Raw genomic sequence first — 230 nt, forward strand, 5'->3', positions numbered from 1 at the left:
TACGAACGGTGTGGTATCAAAGGGATAAACAATTTCCAGCCCCGGTGGGAAAAACGGCTGCAGCTCTGCCAAACGCTCACGTACAGCCGCTGCCGTATCCAGTGCATTGGCACCACTGGCCAACTGAATCCCCAGGCCGGTGGCCGGTTTGCCATTATAACGACTGTCGACCGCATAGCTTTCGGCCCCCAGTTCCACTCTGGCAACGTCTTTGACCCGCACCTGAGAAC

The 230-nt window shown here is 57.0% G+C and carries 1 protein-coding gene; it reads right to left on the reverse strand.

Annotated features, from left to right (window positions below):
- Nucleotides 1-230, reverse strand: a 230-nt coding sequence (locus Q4563_RS23230; protein WP_303606230.1) for an efflux RND transporter permease subunit, incomplete at both ends; no start/stop codon positions are given.

Source organism: Gilvimarinus sp. 1_MG-2023 (assembly GCF_030548285.1).